At 72.1% G+C, this 15,307-nt stretch carries 11 protein-coding genes; 2 read left to right on the top strand and 9 right to left on the bottom strand.

Annotated features, from left to right (window positions below; translation table 11 throughout):
• Positions 1-78: 78 nt before the first annotated feature.
• Together sufB and ABLE88_RS16320 are read right to left on the bottom strand one after the other, a co-directional pair.
• Entirely contained in the window at positions 79-1,557 is a 1,479-nt protein-coding gene (gene sufB, locus ABLE88_RS16325; RefSeq protein WP_348832750.1) for a Fe-S cluster assembly protein SufB, read from the bottom strand.
• A 135-nt stretch (positions 1,558-1,692) separates the two neighbouring features.
• Positions 1,693-2,889, bottom strand: coding sequence for a cysteine desulfurase family protein (locus ABLE88_RS16320; protein WP_348832749.1), 1,197 nt, complete (start codon positions 2,887-2,889; stop codon positions 1,693-1,695).
• Between the two features lie 402 nt (positions 2,890-3,291).
• Here ABLE88_RS16320 and ABLE88_RS16315 point away from each other — a divergent pair, with 402 nt between their 5' ends.
• Entirely contained in the window at positions 3,292-3,954 is a 663-nt protein-coding gene (locus ABLE88_RS16315) for an alpha/beta hydrolase (RefSeq protein WP_348832748.1), read from the top strand.
• 254 nt (positions 3,955-4,208) lie between these two features.
• On the opposite strand, the gene ABLE88_RS16310 is transcribed toward ABLE88_RS16315, so the two are convergent.
• From ABLE88_RS16310 to ABLE88_RS16285, 6 genes are all read right to left on the bottom strand, one after another.
• The gene (locus tag ABLE88_RS16310; RefSeq protein WP_348832747.1) at positions 4,209-7,871 is read right to left on the bottom strand and encodes an error-prone DNA polymerase; all 3,663 of its coding nucleotides are present in this window, start codon (positions 7,869-7,871) and stop codon (positions 4,209-4,211) included.
• Positions 7,868-9,481, bottom strand: coding sequence for a DinB/UmuC family translesion DNA polymerase (locus ABLE88_RS16305; protein WP_348832746.1), 1,614 nt, complete (start codon positions 9,479-9,481; stop codon positions 7,868-7,870). Before ABLE88_RS16305 ends, ABLE88_RS16310 begins: the two co-directional genes overlap by 4 nt.
• Positions 9,363-10,349, bottom strand: a complete 987-nt coding sequence (locus tag ABLE88_RS16300) for an ImuA family protein (protein WP_348832745.1) — start codon at positions 10,347-10,349, stop codon at positions 9,363-9,365. The genes ABLE88_RS16305 and ABLE88_RS16300 overlap by 119 nt, the downstream gene beginning before the upstream one ends.
• Before the next feature lie 364 nt (positions 10,350-10,713).
• Positions 10,714-11,670 (bottom strand): Bug family tripartite tricarboxylate transporter substrate binding protein, encoded by a 957-nt coding sequence (locus ABLE88_RS16295; RefSeq protein WP_348832744.1) that lies wholly within the window; start codon positions 11,668-11,670, stop codon positions 10,714-10,716.
• Between the two features lie 53 nt (positions 11,671-11,723).
• Positions 11,724-12,125, bottom strand: a complete 402-nt coding sequence (locus ABLE88_RS16290; protein ID WP_348832743.1) for a RidA family protein — start codon at positions 12,123-12,125, stop codon at positions 11,724-11,726.
• 46 nt (positions 12,126-12,171) lie between these two features.
• Positions 12,172-13,113 (bottom strand): fumarylacetoacetate hydrolase family protein, encoded by a 942-nt coding sequence (locus ABLE88_RS16285; RefSeq protein ID WP_348832742.1) that lies wholly within the window; start codon positions 13,111-13,113, stop codon positions 12,172-12,174.
• Between the two features lie 153 nt (positions 13,114-13,266).
• Here ABLE88_RS16285 and ABLE88_RS16280 point away from each other — a divergent pair, with 153 nt between their 5' ends.
• Positions 13,267-13,944: a FadR/GntR family transcriptional regulator gene (locus ABLE88_RS16280; RefSeq protein ID WP_348832741.1), complete on the top strand. Its 678-nt coding sequence runs from the start codon at positions 13,267-13,269 to the stop codon at positions 13,942-13,944.
• Between the two features lie 3 nt (positions 13,945-13,947).
• On the opposite strand, the gene ABLE88_RS16275 is transcribed toward ABLE88_RS16280, so the two are convergent.
• On the bottom strand, positions 13,948-15,300 hold the full coding sequence (locus ABLE88_RS16275) for an amidase (RefSeq protein WP_348832965.1): 1,353 nt from the start codon (positions 15,298-15,300) through the stop codon (positions 13,948-13,950).
• Between the last annotated feature and the right edge of the window lie 7 nt (positions 15,301-15,307).

Raw genomic sequence — 15,307 nt, 5'->3', positions numbered from 1 at the left:
CCTTCGGAAGTCGTGCGGGCGCGCCCTCAGGGCGCTGCGCGGTCGCGGAACGAGGAGCGCGGCAGGAGCGGGCGCGCGTCAGCCGACGCTCCCCTCCAGGCTCACGGCGATGAGCTTCTGCGCCTCCACGGCGAACTCCATGGGCAGTTGCTGGAGCACGTCCTTGACGAAGCCGTTGACGATCAGCGCCACCGCCTCCTCCTCGGACAGGCCGCGCTGGAGGCAGTAGAACTTCTGGTCGTCGGAGATCTTCGAGGTGGTGGCCTCGTGCTCGAACTTGGCCGAGGAATTGTTGGCCTCGATGTAGGGCACCGTGTGCGCGCCGCACGTGTCGCCGATCAGCAGCGAATCGCAGTTGGTGAAGTTGCGCGCATTGGTCGCCCGGCGGTGGGCGGAGACGAGGCCGCGATAGGTGTTCTCCGAATGGCCGGCGGCGATGCCCTTGGAGATGATGCGGCTCGACGTGTTCTTGCCGAGATGGATCATCTTGGTGCCGGAATCCACCTGCTGGTGGCCGTTCGAGATGGCGATGGAATAGAACTCGCCCTGGGAATTGTCGCCGCGCAGGATGCAGCTCGGATACTTCCAGGTGATGGCCGAGCCGGTCTCGACTTGGGTCCAGGAGATCTTGGAATTGTCGCCCCGGCAGTCGCCACGCTTGGTGACGAAATTGTAGATGCCGCCCTTGCCCTGGGCGTCGCCGGGATACCAGTTCTGGACCGTGGAATACTTGATCTCGGCATCCTTGAGCGCGACCAGCTCCACCACCGCGGCATGCAGCTGGTTCTCGTCGCGCTGGGGCGCGGTGCAGCCTTCGAGATAGCTCACATAGGCGCCTTCTTCGGCGATGATGAGGGTGCGCTCGAACTGGCCGGTGTTGCGCTCGTTGATGCGGAAATAGGTGGACAGCTCCATCGGGCAGCGCACGCCCTTGGGGATGTAGACGAACGAGCCGTCCGAGAACACCGCGCTGTTCAGCGTGGCGTAGAAATTGTCGGACACCGGCACCACCGAGCCGAGATACTGCTTCACCAGCTCGGGATGCTCGCGGATCGCCTCCGAGATGGCGCAGAAGATCACCCCCGCCTTGGCGAGCTCGGCCTTGAAGGTGGTGGCGACCGACACCGAATCGAACACCGCGTCCACCGCCACCCTGGAGCCGCCGGAGCTCTCGATGCCGAGCAGCGCGTCGCGCTCGCGCAGCGGGATGCCGAGCTTCTCGTAGGTCTTCAGGATCTCCGGGTCGATGTCGTCGATCGACTTCGGCCCCGCCTTGGCCTTGGGCGCGGCGTAGTAATAGAGGTCCTGGAAGTCGATCTTCGGATAGCTCACCCGCGCCCACGTGGGCTCGCGCATGGTAAGCCAGCGCCGGAAGGCGTCGAGGCGCCATTCCAGCATCCATTCCGGCTCGTTCTTCTTGGCCGAGATGAAGCGGACCGTGTCCTCGTCGAGGCCCTTGGGGGCCATGTCGGACTCGATGTCGGTGGTGAACCCGTACTTGTACTGGTCCACGTCGATCGCGCGCACGCGCTCGACGGTCTCCTGAACGGCAGGCATCGTCTCTTCTCCTCTCCCGCGCGGGGTCAAGGCCCGCGGGTCAAGTCCCGATCCGCCCTGAGGGGCGGCGATTTCCGTCCGCCCCTGAAAGGCGGAGATTCTCGTCCTCCCGGCCCCAATGCCGGCGGTCTCGCTTCACGCGGCCCGCACCGGGCGACCGCGCGCTTGCGACACGGCCTTCTCAAGGGCCGCCACGGCGCGCGCCACGTCCGCTGCCGTGGACGACCAGCCGAGGGACAGGCGCACAGTTCCGGACGCCAGGTCCCCGTCGACGCCCATGGCGGTCAAAACGTGGGATGCGCCCACCTTCCCCGAGGCGCAGGCCGATCCGGCACTGACGCTTACGTAGGAAAGGTCGAGGGCGATCACCAGGGTTTCGGCCCTCACGCCGGAAAAAGCAATAAGGCTCGTGTTCGGAATCCGCGCCGCGCCGGAGCCGATCACCACCGCGCCGGGGATGCGGGCGCGGATCTCGGCCTCCAACCGGTCACGCAGGCCGGCGAGGCGCTCGCGCTCGGCGGCGTTCTCATAGCCGTGGCGCGCCGCCGCCGCCGCCGCGCCGAAGCCGGCGATGAGGCCGACCGCCTCGGTGCCGCCGCGCTGGCCGCGCTCCTGCCCGCCGCCGGTCATGAGCGGGGTGATGCGGCTGTCCGGATGGCCGGCGACCAGCGCGCCGATGCCCTGGGGTCCGCCCAGCTTGTGCGCCGACAGGCACAGGAAATCCACCGCCAGGGCATTTATGGGAAACGCGATGCGGCCGGCCACCTGCACCGCGTCGCACACCAGGACGCCGTCATGAGCGTGGACGGCGCGCGCCGCCTCGGCCACCGGCTGCAGAACGCCGGTCTCGTTGTTGGCCGCCATGAGCGCCACCATGGCGCGGCGCCCGGCGCCCGCATGGCGCGCCAGCGCCGCATCGAGCGCGGACAGATCGATGCGCCCGTCTTGGTCCACCGCAATCATCTCCAGCGCGCCGGCGGGGAAGCGATGGCCGCGCAGCACCGCCGGGTGCTCGACCGCGCTCGCCAGCAGCACGTCGCAGACCATCGCGCGGCCCGCCACTTCCACCTTCGGATGCAGCACGCCGGCGAGCGCCTCCGTGGCGCCGGAAGTGAAGGTCACCTGCCGCCCCAGCGCGCCCACCAGCGCCGCCACCTGACCGCGCGCGGTCTCGACCCGCGCCCGCGCGCCGCGCCCGTCCGCATGCACGGACGAAGCATTGCCGCCCGCGTCCAGCGCCGCGACGATGGCCGCGCGGGCCTCCGGCCGCAGCGGGCTCGAGGCATTGTGATCGAGATAGGCGCGCGCCGCGCCGGCGAGGTCCGCGCTCATCGCGGCAACCGTCGCGCCCCAAGCGCGGGGCGGCGCCGAGGGTTGCAATTGCCGGCGATCTCGGTCATAGGTCAAACTCCACCCGTTCCCGCATTGCAGCGCCCTTCGGTTTGCGCAGCCGGCGGGAATAGATTAGAATTATTCTAAATTGTTAAGGCGCGTCGTTCCCTAAGTCAAGTCATTACCGCCATGCCGTCAAGCCTCGGAACGGCGTCGGACGTGACTTTCGGCGGGCGCGCCCACTTGGTTCATCGCGGGGAGAGCGATCCGTGCCCCATGACGCTTGTGCCCGCTTGCCCTTGGGGCAAGTTCGGCGATCTCCGCCGATGGGCGCCCCGGCGCCGGGCCGCCCTGCTTCCCAACCCGCATGCGCGCGCCGCCATCAAGAGGTTGCCCAGACCCATGCCTGAAGTGATCTTCCCCGGTGAGAAGGGGCGGCTCGAAGGCCGCTATCAGCCCGCCAAGAGCCGCAATGCGCCGATCGCCGTGGTGCTGCATCCGCACCCGCAGTTCGGCGGCACCATGAACAATCCGGTGGTCTACAACCTCTATTACCAGTTCGTGAACCGCGGCTTCTCGGTGCTGCGCTTCAACTTCCGGGGGGTGGGCCGCTCGCAGGGCTCGTTCGACCACGGCCAAGGCGAGCTCTCGGACGCCGCCGCCGCCCTCGACTGGGCGCAGTCGGTGAACCCGGACGCCCGCGCCTGCTGGATCGCCGGCTTCTCCTTCGGCGCCTGGATCGGCATGCAGCTGCTCATGCGCCGGCCGGAGGTGGAGGGCTTCATCTCGGTGGCCGCGCCGGCGAACCTCTATGACTTCTCCTTCCTCGCCCCCTGCCCGTCCTCCGGCCTGTTCGTGCACGGCGACAAGGACGCGGTGGTGCCCACCTCGGCGGTTGCGACCCTGGTGGAGAAGCTGAAGACCCAGAAGGGCATCGTCATCGAGCAGCAGGTCGTGCCGGGCGCCAACCACTTCTTCGACGGCAAGACCGACGAGCTCATGGAGGTGGTGGGCACCTATCTCGACAAGCGCCTGCCCGGCACCCGCACCGACAGCGCCGCCTGAGCCTGGCGGCGGCGCCCCCTTCCTGCCGCCGCCTCCGGCTTGCCCGGAAGGCTCATCCGTCGTACGCCCGAAGGCCAGTGGCGGGATCCTGCCCACCGGCAGCGCCGCATTGCCCTCCCGAAAGACGGATCGCCCGATACCGAATCGCTTGGGCGATCCGGTGTCAGGAGCGAACCCGTCTCTGTTCAACCAGGTGGAGGCGGTCCGCCCGACCATGGGGACCGCGGCGCGGTTCCCTGCGGCCCGATCGCGCTCTAATGAAAATCGCGCGATTTCGGCAGGATGCGCGCCGCGCGCGGGTGGCGGGCGCGGGGGAGCTGGGGGCGGCGCGCCTCGTCCGCCCGGGCGGTCTCGATCGCCGGCGGGGGCGCCGCGCCGAGACCGGCGAGGTCGGCGCTGCGGTCCGTGAGACGGCGCGCCATGAGGTGCACCACCCCTTCCTCGCTCTTCTGCACCAGGCCTTCCACCAGCAGCAGCCGCGCGCCCATCACCTCGCGGCGGAAACGCTCGAAGGTGCGCGCCCACAGCACCACGTTGGCGATCCCCGTCTCGTCCTCGAGGGTGATGAAGATCGCCTTGCCATTGCCCGGCCGCTGGCGCACCAGCACCACGCCGGCCGTGCGCGCGAGCGCGCCGTCGCGCCGCGCCGCCACCGCGGCGCAGGTGAGCAGCTTCTCCCGATCATAGACCGCGCGCAGCAGCGCCATGGGATGGGCCTTCAGCGACAGGCGGGCGCTGCGATAATCCTCCACCACGTGCTCGCCCAGCGACATTTCGGGCAGCGTGGCCTGCGCCTCCGCGCCGGTCTCGCGCGCGTCCGCGGCCGCGAACAGCGGCAGCGGATCGTCGTCCGGCAGGCCGCGCACCACCCAGGAAGCGGCACGCCGGTCGAGGCCCAGCGCGCGGAAGGCGTCCGCCTCGGCGAGCAGGGCCAGCGCGCGGGCCGGCAGCGCCGCGCGGCGGGCGAGCCGCTCCAGGCGCGCGGGTCCGTCGCGGGGCGCCGCCTGATGCTCCACGGGTCCCGCCTCCGCCGCCCCAGAGGCACCACGCTCGGGCGCAGTGCGGCTCCCCTCCCCCCTGTGGGGAGGGGCGAGGGGGTGGGGGTCGCGCAAAGGGTGGGGGCCGCGCGCCAACCGGGGCGCAGCGCGGCGCGGTTCGCGAACGTCGCGACACCCCCACCCCTGCCCTTCCCCACAAGGGGGAGGGGAATTCCCCGGCGTCGCGCCAAGCCCTTCGTCCTCGCGGGGCGGGGAAACGCCCGAGGGAAGGCAGATCCCCTCCCCCGCCGCCCGCGCGGCGACGATGCGCTCAGCCCATGCCGCCTGGAAGCCGTCGATCTGGCGCAGGCCGAGGCGCAGCGCGAGCGCGCCGTCCGGCCCACGCTCCAGCGTGTTGTCCCATTGGCTGTGGGACACGTCGATGGGCCGCACCGCGACCCCATGCTCGCGCGCGTCGCGCACGATCTGCGCCGGGGCGTAGAAGCCCATGGGCTGGCTGTTGAGCAGCGCGCAGGCGAACACCGCCGGGTGGTGGCACTTGATGAAGGCGGAGACGTAGACCAGCTTGGCGAACGAGGCGGCGTGGCTCTCCGGAAAGCCGTAGCTGCCGAAGCCCTTGATCTGCTCGAAGCAGCGCCGCGCGAAGTCCTCGGTGTAGCCGCGCGCCACCATGCGCCCCACCATCAGGCCCTCGAAGGCGTGGATGGTGCCGAGGTTGCGGAAGGTGGCCATGGCGCGCCGGAGCGCGTTCGCCTCCACGTCGGAAAAGCGCGCCGCCACCATGGCAAGCCGCATGGCCTGCTCCTGGAACAGCGGCACGCCCAGCGTCTTGTGCAGCACCTGATGGAGCTCGTCCTTGGGCCCGTGCTCCGGGGCGGGCGAGGGAAACTCCACCTTCTCCTTGCCCGAGCGGCGCCGCAGATAGGGATGCACCATGTCGCCCTGGATCGGCCCGGGCCGCACGATCGCCACCTGGATCACGAGGTCGTAGAAGGTGCGCGGCTTCAGGCGCGGCAGCATGTTCATCTGCGCCCGGCTCTCCACCTGGAACACGCCGATGGAATCGCCCCGGCACAGCATGTCGTAGACCTGCCGGTCCTCCCGGGGCAGATCGGCGAGGCCGACGGCGCGGCCCTCATGCTCCTTCAGCAGGTCGAACGCCTTGCGGATGCAGGTGAGCATGCCGAGCGCCAGCACGTCCACCTTGAGCAGACCGAGGGTGTCGATGTCATCCTTGTCCCACTCGATGAAGGTGCGGTCCGCCATGGCGGCATTGCCGATCGGCACCAGTTCGTCGAGCCGGCCGTGGGTGAGGATGAAGCCGCCCACGTGCTGGGAGAGGTGGCGCGGCGCGCCGAGCAGCCGCGTGGCGAAGGCGACCGCCCGGCGGATCATGGGGTTGGAAGGATCGAGCCCGGCCTGGACGATGTGGGCGTCGGGGATAGCCTCGCCATAGCTGCCCCATTGGGTGGAGGCGATGCGCGCCGTGATGTCCTCGGTGAGGCCGAGCGCCTTGCCCACGTCGCGGATGGCGCTGCGCGGACGATAGCTGATCACAGTGGCGGCGATGCCGGCGCGGTGGCGGCCGTATTTGCCGTAGATGTACTGGATCACCTCCTCGCGCCGCTCATGCTCGAAGTCGACGTCGATGTCGGGCGGCTCGCGCCGCTCCTCGGAGATGAAGCGGGCGAACAAGACGTCGTTCTCCGCCGGGTCCACGGCGGTGATGCCGAGCACGAAGCAGACCGCGGAATTGGCCGCCGATCCCCGCCCCTGGCACAGGATGCCGGCGTCCTGCGCGAACCGCACGATGTCGAGGATGGTGAGGAAATAGCGGGCATAATCGAGCTTGGCGATGAGCGCCAGCTCGGCCGCGATGAGCCGCGCGACCTTGTCCGGCACGCCTTTCGGATAGCGCCGCCGCGCGCCGCGCCGCGCCTCCTCGGCGAGCCAATCCTGGGGCGCCCAGCCCGCAGGCACCGGCTCGTCGGGATAATCGTATTTCAGCTCGCTGAGGCAGAAGTCCACCCGCGCCAGCAGCCGTCCGCTCTCCCCGAGCGCCTGCGGCGCGTCGCGGAACAGGCGCGCCATCTCGGCGGCGGACTTCAGATGGCGCTCGGCATTGGCCGCGAGCCGCCGGCCGGCGGCGGCGATGGGCGCACCTTCGCGCACGCAGGTGACCACGTCCTGCAAATCGCGCTCCTCAGGCGTCGCGTAGAGCACGTCGTTGAGCGCCAGCAGCGGCACGCGGGCGGCGTCGGCGGCCGCCTGCAGCGCCGCGAGGCGGCGCCGGTCGTCGCCCTGAAGGTGCAAGGCGGCGCCGAGCCAGAGCGCGCCGGGCGCCGCCTCGGCGAGGCGCGGCAGGAGGTCGGCCAAAGGGGAAAGGTCGCGCTCCGGCAGCACCGCCAGCAGCAGGCCCGGCGCGGCGGCGAGGAGGTCCTCCAGATAGAGGCGGCATTCGCCCTTCTCCGCCCGCCGGTTGCCCGTGGTGAGCAGCCGGCACAGCGCCCCCCAGCCTTCGCGATGCTTGGGATAAGCGAGGATGTCCGGCGTGCCGTCGGCAAAGACGAGGCGGGCGCCCACGGCGAGCTTGAAGCCCTGCGCCCGCCGGCACAGCTCGGCGTGGGACGGGCCTTCGGGCAGTGCCGGCTCGGCCTCCATCTCGCCGGGCGCGGAGCCGTGGCGCACCGGGCGCACCGGCACCGTGCCCTCGCGCAAGGCGCGCAGCGCCGCGAAGGCGCGCACCACGCCGGCCACCGAATTGCGGTCGGCGATGCCGAGGCCGCAATGGCCGAGCGCCAGCGCCGTCGCCACCAGATCGGCGGGGGCCGAGGCGCCGCGCAGGAAGGAGAAATGCGAGGCGGCGGCAAGCTCCGCATAAAGCGGCCCCGCCCCGGCGCCGGCGCGCGCCGTGCTCATGCGAACAGACCGTGCAGGAACCAGCGCGGGCGCGCGGTCTCGCGTCCGTAGGTGCCCTCGCGATAGAGCCAGAAGCGCCGGCCCTCCTGGTCCTCGACGCGGAAATAGTCGCGCGTCAGCCCCGCCTCCGCCTGCCACCATTCGGGGGCGATGCGCTCCGGCCCCTCGGCGCGCGCCACCTCGTGCAGCGCGCGGCGCCAGCGGAAGCGCAAAGGCGGGCCGTCCGGCACCTCGGCCAGCGCCTCCACCGGCTCGGGCCGCTCGAACAAAGCGAGCGGGCGGCGCGCCGGCAGCAGCGGCGGCAAGGGCGCGGGCCAGTCCGGCGCCGCCATCCCGCCTGCGGCCGGTTCGGCGAGCGCCGGTCGGGGGCGGGCGGCGGCCTCGGGAATGTGGGTGTCGTGGGCGCCAAAGCGCATCACCCGGTGCGCCCCGAGGCGGGCGGAGAGCAGGTCCACCAGCGCGTCCACCTCCGCCTCCATTTCCGCGTCCCGTTGCGCGTCCCCTTCCCCCGCCGCCGCGCCGGCGAAGGCCTGCTGCCGCGCCTCGAGCGGGTCGCTGGCGAGCAGCGAGAGGCGCAGCACGTCGAAGCCGAAGCCGGGGTCGAGCGGATCGGCGAGCGCGGCGAGCTTCTCGCGGAACAGGCCGGCCAAGCGGGCGGGATCGCGCACCGGCCGGGCGGTGGCGGCGGGAATGCGGCGCACCGCGCCGTCGCTGCGGAAGAAGGCGGCCTCCAGGCGGCGCGCGCCGCGGCCCTGCTTCTCCAGCAGCGCGCACAGCTCGCGCGAAAGGTCGCCGAGCACCTTGAGGGCGGTCTCCCTGTCGGCCATGGGCTCGGGGAAGCGCCGCTCCGCCAAGGTGAGCGGCACCGGCCGGAGCGGTGAGATGGGGGGATCGAGGCGCTCCGCCAGCTCGTCGAGCCGGTCCGTCACTTCCGCCCCGAAGCGGGCGGCGAGCGCGGCGCGCGGCTGGGCCCGCACCGCGCCCAGCGTCGCGAGGCCGAGGCCCATGAGGGCGCGCGTCGCCGCCTCCGGCAATTCGAGGGCAGCGACCGGAAGCGGGTCGGTCAGCGCCTGCGCCTCCCCCGCCGCCGGCGCCGCGCCGGGGCGCCAGCGGGCGAGCGTGCGCGCGGCGCGCGGCGTCGCCGCCACGGCGCCGGCGGCGGCGAGGCCCAGGGCGCCGAGGCGGCCGGTGACGTCCTCCCGCATCGCCGCCTCGCCGCCGAACAGATGGGCGCAGCCGGTGATGTCCAGCATCAGGCCGCCCTCGCCCGAGAGGGCGGCGAAGGGGGTCCAGCGCTCGCACCAGGAGGCGAGCGCCGCGAGCAGCGCCGCGTCCGCCGCCGGGTCCTCCTGCGCCACCGCGAGCCGGGGCACGCGGGCGCGGGCGTCGGCGAGCGGCAGGCCGAGCGTCAGACCGAGCCGCTCGGCCGCCGCGTCCATGGCCACGAGGCGCGGCGCGTTGGCGATCTGGCGCACCACCACCACCGGCGCGTCAGGAAGCCGCGCGCCGCGCCGGCGTGCCGCCATCGCCAGCCGGTCGGTGGAAAGGCGCGGCAGGAACACGGCCAAAAGCCGCCGCGCCGGGCGCCGCGGGGTTGAAGCGTCGGGCATGAGCGTTCCACTCCACAATCCAGCGTCCGGTAGGTCCGAGGCGGCTGCGCACCAGTTCCAAGGCGAAGGCCGGCGGGCCGAGGCCGAACGGCAGCGGACAGAGCGCGCCGGCCGGCGCCACCTGCCAGCGTGTCACCGCCGCCGAGGGCTCGGGCTCCGCCCCCGGCCGCAGCAGCAGAGCGAGCGCCCCGCGCTCGCCGGCGCGCAGCGCCAGCCGGCGGGTGGCGGTGAGGTCGAGGACGCGCGCCGTGCCCCAGGGCTCGGCGATCACCAGCGCCGGACCGGCATGGCGCAGCGCGTCCTCGGCGGCGCGCAGCACGCTTGCCGCGTCCGCCGCCTCCACCAGCACCAGAAAAGCCGGGTCGAGCCCGAGCTCGGCGCAGCCCGGCGCATAAAGGCGCCCGCCTTCGCGCACGCTCATGTCCTGGCGCACCCACACCACCGGCCCGCCCAGGCCGGCGGCGAGGGCGGCGGCAAAGCCGAGCATGGCGCCGTGGGCGCCGGGCGCGCCGCAGAACATCTCGTGCAGCGCGCCGCGCGGCAGGCCGCCGCCCAGCGCCGCATCCAAGGGCGCGCCGAGCAGGTGGCGCCGCGCCGGCGCCGCCGCCGGGCTGCCGCACAGGCCGCGCAGGGCCGCGAGGGCGGCGGGCGCGGGGTCCTCCCGGCGGTGCGGGGCACCACCCCCCGCCGCTGCCGGCGCGGGCAAAGCGGCGGCGGGGGAAGACGCCCCCTCCGCCCGCGCGCCTTCCGGCCGCATCCGGACAGGCGCGCGGCCGGCCGGCTCCGGTGGTGACGCAAGGACGGCGACGCCCGTCGCCGCGGCAAGGCTCCGCCGCGGCGCGAACGCCCCTTCGGGCTGCGCTGTCATTTCATGTTCCTCTTTTGTTCTTATGAAAAGCGCTTTCCGGATGGGAGTCAACGGCACCGGATGTGGTGGTGGCGGGGTGCGTCTGCGGCGCAGAGGGCGAGCGGCCCGCGGCGCGGGAGTCCTGCGCCGGACCCCGGATCGGCGCTCCGGCTTCGCTATCGCTTGGCCGGGGAACAGCCCTCGCGCCCCGGCCGACTGCAACGGCGCGCAGCGCCGTGGAAGGAGAGCCGGGGCCCAGCGCAAGAGATCGCCGAAGGCGCTTGTAAAACCAACCGCCCTCGGGTCTTGCCCGCTGCGCGGGAGCCTTGCGCCGGACCCCGGCTCGGCGCTCCGGCTTCGCCGTCGCTCGGCCGGGGAGCGAGAGCTATTTCTGCTCGATGCCGGCGGCGCGCATCAGCTGCGTCCACTTGGTGGTGTCCTGGTCGATGAAGCTGGCGAACGCCGCCGGCGACATGGTGTTGGGCACCGCCCCCATATTGGCGAGCTGGGTCTTCATCTCCGGCGTGCCGAGCAAAGCGATCACCTCTTTGTTGAGGCGGCCGACGATGGCCGGATCCATGCCGGCCGGGCCGAACAGGCCGAACCAGCCGACCGCCTCATAGTCCGGCACCCCCGCCTCGGCCACGGTGGGATAATCCGGGAACAGCTCCGAGCGCGCGGCGGAGGTGACGCCGAGCACCTTGAGGCGGCCCGCCTTGACGTGCGGCAGCGCGGCCGGCGGCGGCGCGAACATGGCCGCCACCTGCCCGCTCACCACGTCGGTGATGGCCGGCCCCACGCCCTTATAGGGCACATGCAGCAGCTTGGTGCCGGTCTTGGCCTCGAACAGCAGCGCGGCGAGATGGGACGCCGCCCCGGCGCCGGAGGAGGCGAAGGCGACGCTCTCCGGCTTGCCTTTGGCGAGCGCGATCAGCTCCTTCACCGAATTCGCCGGGAAATCGGCGTTCACCACCAGCAGGTACGGCGGCGCCGCGGCCAGCGCGATGGGCGAGAATTGCGCCTTCACGTCGTAGGAGGCGGAGGCGGCCGTGGGGGACGGCGCCAGCGCCCCGGTGGCCGCCATCAGCAGGCGGTAGCCGTCGGGCGCCGAGCGGCTGACGGCGGCGGCGCCCGTGGTGCCGGCGGCGCCGGGCCGGTTCTCCACCACGAAGGTCTGGCCGAGGCGCTTCTGCAGGTCCTGGGCGATCAGCCGGCCGAGCAGGTCGGTGCCGCCGCCGGGCGCGAACGGCACCACCACGGTCACCGTCTGGGTCGGATAGTCCGCCGCGCCGGCGGGCGCCGCGAGCGGCGCGAGCAGAGCCCCGGCGCAGGCCAGGGCCAATGCGGATCGTCGGTTCGGTATCATCTTATCGTTCCCCTTCTTTTTGGAAGCACTCACAGCACGGCGGTGGCCTGAAACTCGATCAGGAGACCGGGATCGGCCAAATGATTGACCTCGACGATGGTGCTCGTCGGCAGCTTGTCCTTAAAGAATTCCATCCGCGCGGCGACGATTTCTTTGAACTGGCGGATGTCGGTCGTGTAGACCACGAGGGAGACGATATCCTCGAGCGTGCCGCCGGCCTCGCGCATGATGAGGTCCATGTTGCGGATCGCCTGGCGGGTCTGCTCCGCCATGTCCCCCGGCCCCACCAGCTTGCCCTCGGCGTCGCGCGACAGCTGGCCCGACAGGAAGATGAGGGACTGCGGATTGTCGATGCGAATATAATGGTGGTAGATGGTGGACCGCACATTGGCGAGGTTCTTCGGGTTTCCGCGGGTGATCTTGCTGGCCATCTTCTTCTCCTCGATGCTCGAATTCTTAAAAAATCGGGGCGCGGGCTCACACGATGGACGTGCGCAGCGTCATGAGCCCTTCGGCGGCGACCTCCACGCGGTCGCCGGGGCGCAGGTACAGCGCGCTGGCATTGGGCTGGCCGACCGCGACGCCGTGCGGCGAGCCGGTGGTGAAGACGTCGCCCGGCTCCAGCACCACGTGGCGCGAGAAGTGGGCGATGATGTCGGGGATCTGGAAGATCTGGTCGCCGGTGTGGAAGCGCAGCCGCTCGCGCCCGTTGACCGCGCAGCTGATCCACATGTCGGCCGGATCGCCGCTCTCGTCGAGCGTCACCAGGAAGGGGCCGAACGGCCCGAAGCCGGGCATGTTCTTGGCGGTCCAGAAGCGGGTGCCGGAGCGCACCTCGCGCCGCTGGACCTCGCGCGCGGTGAGGTCGTTGAGGAGGCTGACGGCGAACACGTAGCCCATCGCCTCCTCCCGGCTCACCTTGTAAGCGCGGCGGGCGATGACGAAGGCGAGTTCCGGCTCGTAGTCGAACTCGACGATGCCCTCGGGGCGCTCCACCTCGGCGTCCTGGCCGGTGAGGCAGGCATTGAGCTTCACGAAGCCGGTGGGCTCGTCCGGCATCTCGGTGATGAGCTGGTTGCGCTTCAACTCTTCCAAGTGGGTGCGATTGTTCTTGCCGACGCAGATGACCTTGCCGGGATCGGGCAGCGGCGGCAGCACGGCGACCGCATCGAGCCGATGCCGCGCCTCGGGCGCGAGACCCGGATCACGCAGGAGCGCCGCGGCAAGATCGGCAAGCGCGGACGTGTCGGTGCCGAAGCGGGCGATCTGCCCCTTCAGCGTGGGGGCGAACCGGTCCACATCCGGCCCGCCGGCGGTGGCGCGCGGCACGTCCACCACGGCCTCGCCGAGGACGATGCCCCAGCTGACTTCCGCAGGTGCCCCGTCTGCGCCGGGCGGGCGGAAGGTGGCGAGCCTCATGAACATCTCCTCGGGCTATTGGGCGACCATTTTTGGACAAAATGCCATTTTGATCGCCCAATCGAACCCTCCTGCCGGACCAATTGTCAAGCCGCTTGCGCCATATCTTTCTCCTGGATAGGTTGCGGCACTCGGCGGAAAATGGTCGCCCAAATGCTCGACGCCCTCCATCGCTCCCGCGGATCGACCCCGATCCGGGACCTCGTCCTCGCCGCGATCTCCGACGGCACGCTGCCCAAGGGCGCGAAGCTGCCCACCGAGCGCGCGCTCGCGGCACGGCTCGGCCTGTCCCGCGCCGCCGTGCGCAAGGAATTGGCGGCGCTGGAGGTGGAGGGCCACGTCACGCGCAAGGTGGGCTCCGGCACCTATGTGGCGGAGCGCGTCGGCGCCGCGGCGCTGCTCACCGGCGTCAGCCTGCATCAGCTGTTGGAGGCGCGCATCGTCATGGAGCCGCAACTGGCCGCGGTGGCGGTGGCCAATGCGACGCCGGCCGACCTGCAGCAGATCGAGGGCTGGCTGGGCAAGTGCGCCGCGGCGGGCGACGTGGACGCCTTCGAGGCCGCCGACCACGGCTTTCACGCGGCCATCGCCGCGGCCACCCACAACGGCCTGCTGATCGCCGCCTATGATCTCATCTGCGGGCTCAGGGCCAGCGGCGAATGGCGCGCGCTGAAGCTGCGCCGCAATCTCGACGCGCCGGGCCGCAAGGCGGACGTTTTGGTGGAGCACCGCGATGTGTTCGAGGCGCTCCGCGACCACGACCAGGCGGCCGCCCGGGAGGCGATGCTGCGCCACATGACGGGCGTGCGGCGGAACCTGTTCCCGGTGTGAGGCTCAGCCCGCCAGCAAAGCCTCGACGCCGGCGGCGCGCGCGAGCAGCGCCGCGTCCGCGCCCGGCGCACCGGCCAGCATCAGCCCCACCGGGGCGCCGCCTTGGCCCGCCAGCGGCAGGGAGATGGCGCAGCCGTCGATCATGTTGATGAGGGTCGGGTTGCGCAGCGCCAGCAGGTTCACACGGCCATAGGCGGCTTCGTCGGTGGCGAGGTCGGCGATCCTGGGCGGCAGGATCGGCGTGGTCGGCAGGGCCAGAGCGTCGAAGGGCGCAAGCCGCGCCCGCGCCCGCGCAACGAGGTCGCGCCGGCCGGCGACGAGGTCGAGATAGTCCGCCGCGCTCTGCCCGGCGCCGCGCTTGATGCGCACCGACACGCGCGGGTCGTATTCGGCTTCCTTCTCCGCCAGTAGCGCGCGGTGCACCGCGAAGCTCTCCGCCGCCGTGAAGCCGCCTTTGGCGTTCAGGCCGGCGATCTCGCCGAATTCGGGGAACGGCGCCCGGACGACGTGCGCGCCGGCCGCGGCGAGGCGCGCCAAGGCTTCCTCGAAGGCTTCGGCAACGGCATCCTCGATCTCGTCGAAGGCCACGGTCTGGGGCACCAGAAGCCGCAGCCCCGCCACCGGGCGCGGCGCGAGGGCGTCCGGCTCCGCGCCGGCGAGGATGGCGTCGAGCGCCGCGCAGCAGCCGACCGAGCGGGCGATGGAGCCGATGGAATCGAGCGTGCCGGAGAGCGGGAAGGCGCCGTCCTTCGGGATGCGGTCGGCCGTGGGCTTGTAGCCGGTGAGGCCGCAGAAGGCCGCCGGGATGCGGCACGAGCCGCCGGTGTCGGTGCCGAGCGCCGCGTGGGCCATCCCGTCCGCCACCGCCACCGCCCCGCCGGAGGTGGAGCCGCCGGAGACCCGGCCGACCGCGCGCTCGAACGGCGCCCGCGGGTCGCCCGTGTGCGGGTTCATGCCGAGGCCGGAATAGGCGAACTCGGTCATGGTGTTGCGGCCGATGACGACAAACCCGGCCCGGCGCAGCCGCGCCACCGCGATCGCGTCCGCCTCCGCCAGCGCATTGCCGGCGAGCACCCTGGAGCCGGCGGTCGTCACCTGGCCCCTGATATCGAACAGGTCCTTCACGCCGATGGGTATGCCGGCGAAGGCCGAGGGCGCGGCGCCCGCTTGGCGCAGAGCGTCCTGCGCGTCCGCCGCCTTCAGGGCTCCTTCCCGATCCACCAAGGCAAAGGCGCGCGCCCCCTCCCCCTGCGGGTCGTCGATGCGCGCGAGGCAGGCCTCGGTGAGCGCACGCGCGCTCACGCGCCCCGCCGCGAGGGCGGCGGCGAGCTCAGCCAAAGTGGGACGGGGCGGCAGAGGGGAG

This window comes from Xanthobacter luteus (assembly GCF_040049235.1).
Classification (GTDB): Bacteria; Pseudomonadota; Alphaproteobacteria; order Rhizobiales; family Xanthobacteraceae; genus Xanthobacter.
This window is presented reverse-complemented; position numbering and strand designations above follow the sequence as displayed.